Here is a 9781-nt window from a genome sequence, read left to right on the forward strand (position 1 = left end):
AAAGGCGCTTCTGGTCAGGCAGTGCAAAATATGAACTTGATGTTTGGTTTTGACGAGAAAGAAGGATTGAGGTTGAAAGCCTCGTGTTTTTAGCTAAAAGTGTAAAGCTTAAGGCTGAAAGCTCTATCAAATCTAAACTAATTAATCTTATAAAATCAATACGAAAGCTTTAGGCCTTTAGCCTGCAGCTTTTAGCTTAATAGTTATGCAATTATTCGACGTATACCCAATAAATGATATAGAAATTGTAAAAGGCCAGGGAAGCCTTGTTTGGGACAATAATGGTCAGGAATATTTAGATTTGTACGGCGGTCATGCCGTAATATCTATCGGACATACCAATCCTCATTATGTATCAAGAATTACAGAGCAACTAAATAAAATTGGTTTTTATTCAAACTCCATCAGAATTCCTTTGCAAGAGCAATTGGCAGAGAAACTAGGGAAGGTTTCTGGAAAAGAGGATTATCAACTTTTCTTGTGTAATTCAGGGGCAGAAGCCAATGAAAATGCATTTAAATTAGCTTCTTTTGCAAATGGGAGAAAGAAAATCATAGCTTTTTCCAAGGCTTTCCATGGAAGAACCTCGTTGGCCGTTTCTGCAACAGACAACCCGAAAATTGTGGCGCCGGTTAATGAAACCGACAATGTTATTTTCTTGCCTCATAATGATATTGATGCATTAAAGAAAGCTTTCGCTGATTTTGGAATTGAAATTTCTGCCGTAATTATAGAAGGCATTCAGGGTGTAGGTGGAATTAGAGTTGCCGATGTGGAATTCTTGAAAACTATACGTTCCTTATGTGATGAATATGGAGCTTATTATATTGCAGATGCTGTACAATGTGGCTACGGCAGAAGTGGTAAATTCTTCTCACATGATTATGCTGGCGTAGATGCAGACATCTATACTATGGCAAAAGGAATGGGCAATGGCTTTCCTATCGGAGGGATTATCATTTCTCCTAAACTGAAACCTTGGCATGGTATGTTGGGCACAACTTTCGGAGGAAACCATTTAGCTTGTGCGGCAGCATTAGCCGTATTAGAGGTGATTGAAAGGGACCAATTGATTAAAAATGCAGAAGAAGTAGGAAGCTATCTGACTGCCGAGCTGAAGAAAATCGACAGAATAAAAGAAGTACGTGGATTGGGTTTAATGATTGGAATAGAGTTACCAGAAGAACTAAGTCAGGCAAGAAAGCAATTACTTTTCGACGAACATATCTTTACGGGTGAAGCCAAACCGAATGTAATTAGACTATTGCCGGCACTTAATTTAACAAAAGAATATGCCGATAGATTCTTAACGGCATTGAAGAAAGTTATTGATTAAGCAATAAAAATGAAAAAAAATCGAAGCTAGTTTTTATCAAACCGGGAAATGTGGAAGATAAAAACTAGCTTTGTTCGTAAATATTAGTACCAAATTTGATTGATATAGATCATACCAAATAATTTTTAAGACCATGAAACTATTCTCTTCTGTACACGATGTTAATGATGTAAATCAACTGGTATCAGAAGCTATCCAGCTAAAATCATCCCCATTTGCATTTGAAAACTTAGGGAAACATAAAACCCTGGGTTTAATTTTCTTAAATCCGAGCTTAAGAACGCGCTTAAGTACACAAAAAGCGGCTATGAATTTGGGAATGCAGGTAATGGTAATGAATATGGATAAGGAAGGTTGGGCGCTTGAAACCAGAGATGGTGTGATCATGAATGGAACAACCGTAGAACATATTCGCGAAGCTGCCGGTGTAATGGGAGAGTATTGCGATATCATCGGAATTCGTTCTTTCCCGGGTTTACAAGATAGGGAAGAAGACTATTCGGAATTGATCTTTAATAAATTTGTTCAGTTTGCCGGATGTCCTGTTGTTAGCTTGGAATCGGCAACCAGACATCCTCTACAAAGTTTCGCAGATTTAATTACGATAGAAGAATTAAAGAAAACAACCAAACCCAGAGTTGTATTAACCTGGGCCCCTCATGTAAAACCTTTGCCTCAGGCGGTGGCCAATTCATTTGCCGAATGGATGAACAAAGCAGATTACGATTTTGTAATTACACATCCGGAAGGATATGATTTAGCCCCTGAATTTGTGGGAAATGCAGTGGTCACTAACAATCAGGATGAAGCGTTAGCTGGAGCCGATTTTGTGTATGTTAAAAATTGGTCTTCTTATAACGACTACGGCAAGATTTTAACTGATGGTGATGGTTGGATGATAACCAATGAGAAGTTAAAACTGACTAATAATGCAGGTGTAATGCATTGCCTTCCGGTAAGAAGAGGTTTGGAATTATCTCATGAAGTTTTAGACGGACCAAATTCATTGGTACTTAACCAGGCAAATAACAGGGTTTGGGCAGCACAGGCGGTATTGAAAAAAATGTTGGAGGGAAAATAGATGAAACCACTTTGGATTATTAAAATCGGAGGAAATGTCATCGATAATCCTGATGCTTTAGATATATTTTTAAAAGATTTTTCTGCATTGGATGGTGCAAAAGTGCTCATTCACGGAGGGGGAAAAATAGCTACGCAAATTGCAAAGGGTTTGGGAGTAGAAACCCAAATGGTAAATGGTCGTAGAATTACGGATGCCGAGATGTTGAAAATTGTAACGATGGTTTATGGCGGCCTAGTAAACAAGAACCTCGTGGCTAAGCTTCAGGCCAATGGTACAAATGCTATTGGAATGACAGGTGCAGACGGAAATGTTATCCAGGCTGTTAAACGTCCGGTTAAAGAAGTAGATTTTGGATTTGTTGGAGATTTAACAGAAACTTCAATTAACGATCATACTTTAGCAAAAATTTTAGAAGCAGGATTAGTTCCTGTTTTTGCAGCTTTAACACATGATGGAAAAGGACAAATGCTAAATACAAATGCTGATACGATTGCCTCAGCACTGGCTGTTGGTCTTTCTTCCAGGTATGAAACCAAGTTGATTTACTGTTTCGAAAAAAACGGTGTGTTAACAGATATTAACGATGACAATTCCGTAATTGCAAAAATAAATCCACACTATTTTGAAGCGTTAACTCAACAAGGCGTTATTGCAGATGGTATGTTGCCAAAGCTCCAGAATGCTTTTGATGCCATAGCAAATGGTGTAAAAGAGGTCTATATTGGAAATGCAGCAAAATTATCGGATATTAATCAAGGTAAAGACTTTGGGACTTGCTTATACCAAAATTAACGAAATATAAATCAAGCAGGTATTCTGGTCAGAAAACAGTTAACCATGTCAAACAAAAACTCAATCGCCATCCTGGGCGCTGGAAATATGGGAGGATACATTGCTCTTGGCTTGTCAAGGTCTGGAATGTATCAGGCTTCTTCTATAACCCTAACGAGAAGGAACTTGTCTGCTTTAGAAGAATATAAAGCAAAAGGATTTCAGGTAAGTACAGATAATTTAAAGGCTGCTCAAGAAGCAGATATTGTTATTTTGGGAATATTGCCTCAGCAATTGGACGATGTGCTAGCCGAAATTTCTCCGGTAATTGATGAAAAAAAACATTTAATAGTTTCTATCATCAGTGGAGTTTCATCAGCAGACATCAAAAAAAAATTGAATAAAGATATAGAGGTTATTCGTGTGATGCCTAACACGGCAATTGCTATTAATCAATCTATGACTTGTATTGCAGCAGACCAGGCAAGCAAAGAAAATGTAGAACTGGTGAAAAATATATTCAGTACAGTTGGTGTGGCCTTGGTAATTAAAGAAGATTTAATGCCTGCTGCAACAGCGCTTTGTTCAAGCGGTATAGCTTTCTTTTTAAGAACAATTAGAGCAGCAACAGAAGCAGGCGTTCAGATGGGGTTCCATGCACACGAAGCTCTGGAAATGGCTTCGCAAACGGTAAAAGGTGCTGCAGATTTGTTAATTCAATTGGAGTCACATCCGGAAGTTCAAATCGATAAAGTTACTTCTCCGAAAGGCTGTACCATTGCAGGACTGAACGAAATGGAACATAATGGTTACAGTTCGGCATTAATTAAAGGTATAACTTTGGCTGGACAAAAAGCAGGTAACTTGTTAAATCAGGATAAATAATTAGAAATGTCTGTAGATAATTTGTTTGAAGATGCTTTTCAGCTGTTAAAACAGCTAATTGCGATACCTTCATTTAGCAAAGAAGAAGATAAAACAGCTGATTTGATTCAGGCTTTTTTAATCGAAAGAGGAATAACTCCAAGTAGAAAAGGAAATAATCTGTGGGTTTTCAATAAGCATTTTGATGCCGCTAAACCTACAATTCTTTTAAACTCACATCATGATACAGTAAAACCCAATAAAGGTTATACAAAAGATCCTTTCAATCCGGAAGTTTCTGAAGATGGAAAATTATATGGATTGGGAAGCAATGACGCTGGAGGATGTCTGGTATCATTAATTGCTACCTTCAGACATTTTTATGAAAGACAAAATCTGAAATATAATTTTGTTTTGGCAGCTACGGCTGAAGAAGAAAACTCAGGTAAAGGTGGTTTAGAATCCATTATTCCCGATCTGGGGGAATGTAGTTTTGCCATTGTCGGAGAACCAACGCAAATGCATTTGGCCGTTGCCGAAAAAGGTTTAATGGTTTTAGACTGTCATGCTAAAGGAAAAGCAGGACATGCTGCCAGAAACGAAGGAGAAAATGCGCTTTACAAGGCTTTGAAAGATATTCATTGGTTCAAAGATTATCAGTTTGAGAAGGTTTCACCGACTTTGGGACCTATAAAAATGTCGGTAACTGTAATCAATACAGGAACTCAGCAGCATAATGTTGTTCCAGACTTATGTTCGTTTGTAGTGGATGTTAGGGTTACCGATGCTTATACAAACGAAGAAGTTTTGGAAGTTATTCAACAACATGTAGAGGCAGAAGTAGTGCCACGATCTATTCGCTTAAAGCCATCGTCAATTCCAATGGATCATCCAATTGTGAGATATGGGATTTCTTTGGGAAGAGAAACTTATGGTTCTCCAACAACGTCCGATCAGTCTCTGTTGAATATTGCATCACTAAAATGTGGGCCGGGTGATTCAGCCAGGTCTCATACCGCAGATGAATTTATCTACGTAAATGAGATTAGAGACGGAATTGAAATGTATATTAAGTTATTGGAAGGAATTAATTGATTTACGAAGGACGAATTACGATTTTAGAATTGGATTTGCATGATGTCCTTGCTAATCTTGATTCTGAGATCTAAATAAAATGACAAAAGAAGAATTAATATCAAGATTTAGAGATTTTGCAATAGCAAATGCAGAACTGATAGCTTCTTTGCCATTTAATATTATTAATAAAAACTACAGCAATCAATTAATTAGATGCAGCAGTTCTTCCAGTGCAAATTACAGGGCGGCTTGTAGAGCAAAATCAACAGCTGATTTTATCAATAAATTAAAAATTGTTGAAGAGGAATTAGATGAAACACTTCATTTTCTGGATTTATTGAAGCATTTCAATAATGACTTATCCGGAGAAATAGCCGAATTAGAAAAGGAAGGGAATGAACTGTTATCTATTATTGTGTCGGCAATTAATACAATCAGAGATAAAATAAAAACATAACGAATTTTTATACTAGAGATTTGAGGTTTAGATTTGCCCTTTGAAGAATGCGTAAATCGTAAATCGTAAATCGTAAATCGTAATTAAGCATGAAGCTTTGGCAAAAAAACACATCGGTAAATAATCAGGTAGAAGTATTCACGGTTGGTCAAGATAGAGAAATGGACCTGTTTTTAGCAGCTTTTGACGTACTTGGTTCTTTAGCCCATACGAGGATGTTGAATAGCATTGGCCTTTTAGAAGATGAGGATCTAGTATTGGTGCAAGGGGAACTAAAGAATATCTATCAGGAAATTGCTGATGGAAAATTTACCATAGAAGAAGGGGTAGAAGATGTACACTCTCAGGTAGAGTTATTATTGACTCAACGTGTGGGTGATGCAGGAAAGAAAATACATAGCGGTCGCTCCAGAAACGATCAGGTTTTAGTGGATCTGAAACTGTTTTTCAGACATCAGATCGAAGAATTGGTTAAATCTTCAAAAGAGCTTTTTGATCTTTTAATTGATTTGGCTGAAATGCACAAAGACAAATTATTGCCAGGTTATACGCATTTGCAGATTGCTATGCCTTCATCTTTTGGATTATGGTTTGGTGCTTATGCAGAAAGCTTAATTGATGATTTAGAATTGATGTTGGGCGCTTTTAAAGTGACCAATAAAAATCCATTGGGTTCTGCTGCCGGCTATGGTTCATCATTTCCTTTAAACCGTCAAATGACAACAGATTTGTTAGGTTTCGAAAGCCTTAACTACAATGTGGTTTATGCTCAGATGGGACGTGGAAAAACCGAGCGTATTTTAGCGCAGGCAATGTCTTCCATTGCAGCAACATTAAATAGAATGGCCATGGATGCCTGTCTGTTTATGAACCAGAATTTTGGTTTTATCAGTTTCCCTGATGAATTGACAACGGGTTCAAGCATTATGCCACACAAGAAGAACCCCGATGTTTGGGAATTGATCAGAGGCAGAAGCAATCAGTTGCAAGCTTTACCAAATACTATTTCTATGTTGACAACCAATCTGCCATCGGGTTATCACAGAGATATGCAATTATTAAAAGAGAATCTTTTCCCGGCTTTCCAAAGCTTAATGAGTTGCTTGGATATGGCCAAGTTGATGTTGAAGAATATTAAAATCAAGAATAATATCTTAAATGACGAAAAATACACCTATTTGTTTAGTGTCGAAGTTGTAAATAATCTGGTTTTGGAAGGCTTGCCTTTCCGTGAAGCCTATAAGAAAGTAGGGTTAGATATTGAAGCGGGGCAGTTTGTAACAGATAGGAAAGTAAATCATACGCATGAAGGAAGTATTGGGAATTTGAATTTAGCAGAAGTAAAAACAGCAATGCAAAATCTCCAGGCACAATTTAACTTCGATAAAATAGAAAGCGCTATTGAGAAATTAGTAAAGTAGTAGATTGTATTAGACAAAGGATATTACAAAATAATACATTGTGAACTTTGCGAAGCCCTTTGTAGTTCAAAATCTAAAATCGTAATTCTAAAATATATAATGAAAGTATCTGTATTAGCATCAACCTTAATTGGTTCAGAAATTATAAAAATTGCTGGTGAAGTAAACGAGATGAAAAGTAGGGGAGTTCAAGTGGCCAATTTAACTATTGGCGATTTTGATTCTAATGTTTATCCTATCCCTCAGGAGCTGAAGCAATATATAGTTGATGCTTATGCAGAAAATCAAACAAATTATCCTCCGGCAGATGGCGTGATGGTATTACGTGAAAGCGTGTCCCGTTTTCTAAAAGATAGAATGGGATTAGATTACGCTGCTAAAAATGAGATTTTAATTTCTGGCGGATCAAGGCCTTTAATTTATGGGACTTTTTTATCTGTAGTAGATCCCGGTGATAAAGTAATTTTCCCAACACCATCATGGAATAATAATCACTATGCGCATTTGCTTTCTGCAAATGCTGTTGCATTACCTGTAAGTGCGGAAAATAATTTTTTACCTACAGCAGCCGATTTAGCTCCTCACGTAAAAGGAGCGACTTTAATTGCAGTGTGTTCGCCATTGAATCCTACCGGAACAATGTTTAGTGAATCTGCATTGAGAGAAATCTGTCAATTAATTGTAGACGAGAACAAATCTCGTAAAGCAGGAGAAAAGCCGCTTTATCTGATGTATGATCAAATGTATGCTCATTTGACTTATGGAGAACATGAACATGTAAATCCGGTCTCATTAATGCCGGAAATGAGAGATTATACCATTTTTATTGATGGTAGCTCTAAATGTTTCGCAGCAACCGGAGTAAGGGTTGGCTGGGGATTTGGTCCGGCAGAGGTAATGGATAAAATGAAAGCGATTGTTGGGCATATGGGGGCTTGGGCACCAAAAGCCGAGCAAGTTGCTATGGCGAAATATCTGGATCAAAAGGAGGCAGTTGATACTTTTCTGGCTTTGTTTAAATCTAAAATTAAATCTAGCTTAGATGCGCTTTATGAAGGCATTATTAGTCTAAAAAACGAAGGCTTTGCGGTGGATGCCATTGAGCCGATGGGAGCCTTATATCTAAGTTTGAAAATAGACTATTTAGGAAAAACTACTCCAGATGGCCAGTTGCTCCAAAAATCAACAGACTTGAATTTTTATCTAATCAGAGAAGCTAATGTGGCATTAGTTCCGTTCTCTTCTTTTGGTACTGATGATATGTGCTGGTTCAGAGCTTCTGTAGGGGCTTGTTCAAAAGAGGAAATTGTGTCTAAACTGCCTGATTTGAAAGAAGCTTTGGGTAAGTTGAGGTAATAAGAAAACCCTGTGAACTTGTATAGAAAAGCTTACAGGGTCTACAGCTTTCTTAATTATCCCTTACAAACTCTGTTATTGTTATATCTCCTGGTTCTTCCGTATACGAGCTTAAATAATATTTGCCATTTAGGGAAAATACATTTATGCTCTTTTTGGGTATATCGGTCTCTTCAATAAAGTTTTGAAGTTTTTCGTATGCGGATAAGCCTATCTCGCCGTTAATATGTGCCCCTGTTTGAGGATTGAATAAAGATTTAAATCGTGTAAGTTTATTCCAGCTCAATGCGAATCCAACACCATAAGATACGTACATGGGACCTCCAAAACCAGCGCCCATCATCATTCCCCCTCCTGATTGTTTAACCTCTTTAAAAGCTCCAATGGTGACCTCATGATTGCCTGAGTTTTCAATCGCCGTAACAACCGCCCTTCCGTTGGTGATTTTTCTGAGAAGTTGTATTGTCTTTGATAATTCACGGGGTCTCGAAGTATATAGAGACCCTTCCTGCATGACCGGTGTGTTCTTAAATGTAATATTCTCACTGGCTTTTGCTTCAAATTTACTTAATTCTTTTCCGGTATTGATATCATGTATGTTTAGGCGTAGCTTGTTTAAATCCACATCGACATAATAAATTAATTTATCTAACACAAAGGAGTTAAATTGAGGAGAAAATATTGCTGAACTAGGAGTTGGCGAGGGAATTTCGCGAGTAATAGTTTTGAAAGATATATCATCGGCTTTATTTAAGTTAAGATAATATAACATGGTTTCGCCTCTTACTTTGTCTATTGTTAGTAAAAGTCTATCATCTTCTAAATAAATTTTATTTGGAGAATTTGCATCTTCAATACTGCTTTCCAGATCAGGCTGGACTATAGCTACATCTGAAGATCTGGAAAATTTTATAATATCGGAACCTGTTTCCTTTTTTGTTAAAGTTTGCCATAAGTCGTTTTTTAATGAACTATCCAGATTACCAAGATTGTAAACTAAAGAATCTACATGGTTCTCAGAGAATCTGAAAACGGTTATAAGGGGCAGCTTCTTATTCGCCGTTACATATAGGAAGGCATCTTTATGATTAATTTGCCCTATAAATTTATCGTCTTTAGGCTTAAAAGGAATTTCATAAATAACAGCATTTTTATCTGTTAAATTGAAAACTAAATTTTTAATGGAGGAGCTTTTTTTCTTTTTTGCGAATATCGAGATCTTATCCTTATGAATATATCCACCAATAATATCTTCATGCTCAAGCCCATATACTTCAAACTCATCGCCTAAATTCATAGTAGAATCAAAAAGAAAGCCTTTAATACGAGCTGTGTCATTTAACAATACGCAATATTTCTCCTGGATTTTATCCTTTATAAAGAAAGTTTTAATAGAGCTAAAGGCTCCTTCTTTC

The 9781-nt window shown here is 36.9% G+C and carries 9 protein-coding genes; 8 read left to right on the forward strand and 1 reads right to left on the reverse strand.

Annotated features, from left to right (window positions below; all coding sequences use genetic code 11):
* Positions 1-205: 205 nt before the first annotated feature.
* The 8 genes from ABWO41_RS11345 to ABWO41_RS11380 all read left to right on the forward strand — a co-directional run bounded on the left by ABWO41_RS11345 (position 206) and on the right by ABWO41_RS11380 (position 8366).
* Complete coding sequence (locus ABWO41_RS11345; RefSeq protein WP_353137774.1) at positions 206-1336, forward strand: aspartate aminotransferase family protein; 1131 nt, start codon at positions 206-208, stop codon at positions 1334-1336.
* 133 nt (positions 1337-1469) lie between these two features.
* Positions 1470-2417, forward strand: coding sequence for a Rossmann-fold NAD(P)-binding domain-containing protein (locus ABWO41_RS11350; RefSeq protein ID WP_353137776.1), 948 nt, complete (start codon positions 1470-1472; stop codon positions 2415-2417).
* Positions 2418-3212: an acetylglutamate kinase gene (gene argB / locus ABWO41_RS11355; protein WP_353137778.1), complete on the forward strand. Its 795-nt coding sequence runs from the start codon at positions 2418-2420 to the stop codon at positions 3210-3212.
* Between the two features lie 45 nt (positions 3213-3257).
* Entirely contained in the window at positions 3258-4076 is an 819-nt protein-coding gene (gene proC, locus ABWO41_RS11360; protein WP_353137780.1) for a pyrroline-5-carboxylate reductase, read from the forward strand.
* 6 nt (positions 4077-4082) lie between these two features.
* Positions 4083-5150 (forward strand): M20 family metallo-hydrolase, encoded by a 1068-nt coding sequence (locus ABWO41_RS11365; protein ID WP_353137782.1) that lies wholly within the window; start codon positions 4083-4085, stop codon positions 5148-5150.
* A gap of 79 nt (positions 5151-5229) precedes the next feature.
* Positions 5230-5589, forward strand: coding sequence for a four helix bundle protein (locus ABWO41_RS11370; protein WP_353137784.1), 360 nt, complete (start codon positions 5230-5232; stop codon positions 5587-5589).
* Between the two features lie 89 nt (positions 5590-5678).
* Positions 5679-7010, forward strand: a complete 1332-nt coding sequence (gene argH, locus ABWO41_RS11375; RefSeq protein WP_353137786.1) for an argininosuccinate lyase — start codon at positions 5679-5681, stop codon at positions 7008-7010.
* 99 nt (positions 7011-7109) lie between these two features.
* Positions 7110-8366: a pyridoxal phosphate-dependent aminotransferase gene (locus tag ABWO41_RS11380; RefSeq protein ID WP_353137788.1), complete on the forward strand. Its 1257-nt coding sequence runs from the start codon at positions 7110-7112 to the stop codon at positions 8364-8366.
* A 52-nt stretch (positions 8367-8418) separates the two neighbouring features.
* Here the strand turns inward: ABWO41_RS11380 and ABWO41_RS11385 are convergent.
* A partial coding sequence (locus ABWO41_RS11385) for a hypothetical protein (RefSeq protein ID WP_353137790.1) occupies positions 8419-9781 on the reverse strand: 1363 nt, incomplete at its 5' end.

The organism is Pseudopedobacter sp. (genome assembly GCF_040392825.1).
Lineage (GTDB): Bacteria > Bacteroidota > Bacteroidia > Sphingobacteriales > Sphingobacteriaceae > Pseudopedobacter.